The sequence below is a fragment of the Fischerella thermalis PCC 7521 genome, from assembly GCF_000317225.1.
Taxonomy (GTDB): Bacteria; Cyanobacteriota; Cyanobacteriia; order Cyanobacteriales; family Nostocaceae; genus Fischerella; species Fischerella thermalis.
The window spans coordinates 1-2034 of record NZ_AJLL01000092.1; the positions used below are offsets into that span (position 1 = coordinate 1).

General features: G+C 41.6%; 2 protein-coding genes. Both read right to left on the minus strand.

Features of this window, described 5'->3' with window-relative positions; translation table 11 throughout:
- Positions 1 to 1185: type I polyketide synthase (locus UYK_RS0119975; protein WP_016872031.1), on the minus strand; the 1185-nt coding region annotated here is incomplete at its 3' end.
- A partial coding sequence (locus UYK_RS0119980; RefSeq protein ID WP_026086525.1) for a KR domain-containing protein occupies positions 1178 to 2034 on the minus strand: 857 nt, incomplete at its 5' end. The genes UYK_RS0119980 and UYK_RS0119975, both read right to left, overlap by 8 nt.

Sequence of the window (2034 nt, forward strand, 5' to 3'; positions counted from 1 at the left end):
GAAGTCTATTTCAGGATTCGGTTGTTCAAAATGCAAGCTGGGTGGAATCATCTTGTGTTTGAGAGCCATGACTGTTTTGATTAAACTAGTCACACCAGCAGCTATATTCAGATGTCCCACATTGGTTTTAACCGAACCAATGGCACAAAATCCCTTCTTACTGGTGCGGGCTGCAAACACCTTCTTGAGGGCGCTAATTTCGATCGGATCTCCCAGAGGAGTTCCAGTTCCGTGAGTTTCGATGTAGGTAATTGTCTCTGGATTAAACCCAGCGATCGCAACAGCATCAGCGATCGCTAAGGCTTGACCACCTACACTAGGAGCGGTGTAACCTACCTTAGCTGCACCATCGTTATTGATAGCTGAACCTTTGATGACTGCGTGAATGCGATCGCCATCTGCCAAAGCATCTTCTAGTCTTTTGAGTACAACAATGCCTACCCCATCGCCGAAAACAGTTCCCTGTGCTTTAGCATCAAAGGCGCGACAGTGACCATCGGGAGAAGTCATTCCCCCTTCTTGATAGAAATAACCTTCTTTTTGTAGAGACTGGATTGAAACACCACCTGCCAAAGCCATATCGCACTCATAGTTCATCAATCCTTGGCAGGCTGAGTGAACAGCTACCAATGACGTAGAACAAGCGGTGCTAATGTTGATACTTGGCCCTCTCAGGTTTAATTTGTATGAAATTCGTGTAGCTGCAAAATCTTGAACATTACTAAAGAAAATTGAAGAACCGATTGATTTGCTCAGTTCGGGATTGGCACTGAGTTTGTTCAGCATATAGATACTCAGGTTAGTCCCCACGTAAACACCAGTCAAACCTGGGTCTGCACCAGGGTCATAACCAGCATTTTCCAAGGCTTCCCAGGCACACTCCAGCAAAATCCGGTGTTGGGGATCCATAATTTCGGCTTCTCGAGGCGAGAAATCGAAGAAAGCAGCGTCAAACATTTCAATGTCTGACAGACGAGCATCAGCCTTGACATAATGAGGGTCACGCAGTAATGCTGGATTTATGCCTGCAAGCTCTAATTCTTCATCACTCCAAAAAGAAATAGACTCTTTGCCATTGCATAGATTCTGCCAAAATTCATCAACACTTTTGGCTCCTGGAAAACGGCCAACCATACCAATTACGGCTATGCCTTTGACGGAATCGTGGATTTGTTGATTATCCATCTGCCTTCCTCCTTTGTTTCATTAATTGCCTTTTTTCTTGCATAGCCTCTTCTTTTTTCTTGGCACGTTCATCAGCTTGCTGAAATGTTGGCTGTTCAACCTGTTTTTCACCGAGATATTCTGCTAAGGCACTGATGGTCGAATATTCAAATAGGTCAGCAATTGATAAATTTTTATTTAATGTTTTAAGAAGTTTGTTGCGAACCTGAATTATTAATAGCGAATCTCCACCTAATTCAAAGAAATTATCATAGAGACCTACATCTTTGATCCCCAGAACCTCTTGCCAAATGTTGGCAATTTTTTGTTCAATTTCATTTGTGAGAGGAACGTAGGAATTTTGTAAATCGGGTCTGGGATGAAGTGATAATAAATTTGTTTGTTGTGGGAAAGATTTCAGATCAATCCATTGGTCAATCCTAGCTTGCAGTTCTCCAGTAGAGACAACTACATGATTGAATTGACTATAGTTCAAAATTCTTTGTAAAGCTTCTACACCTTCTTGGGCATTGAACGCAAATTCACTCACGCTTGCGCCTAAAGATGTACTTTGTTGATTTTCTGTTTCAAGTTGCCAACTATCCCAGCTGACGCTAATCCATGAAACGGGATGGTTTTGATTATGTTGGTGTACAAAAGTGTCCATGAAATTATTTGCTGCTGAGTAGGCAACAAATCCTAATCCTCCTAAAACAGATGATAAGGAAGACAGCAATAAACAAAAGTCAATTTGTGTATTTTTTAATACTTTTTCTAAAACAATAAGTCCGTGTACTTTTGCTTGGAATTGCTGTTCACAATCTGTTTTAGTTATCTTGTCAATGGCTGCAAAAGACTTGCCGCCAACGA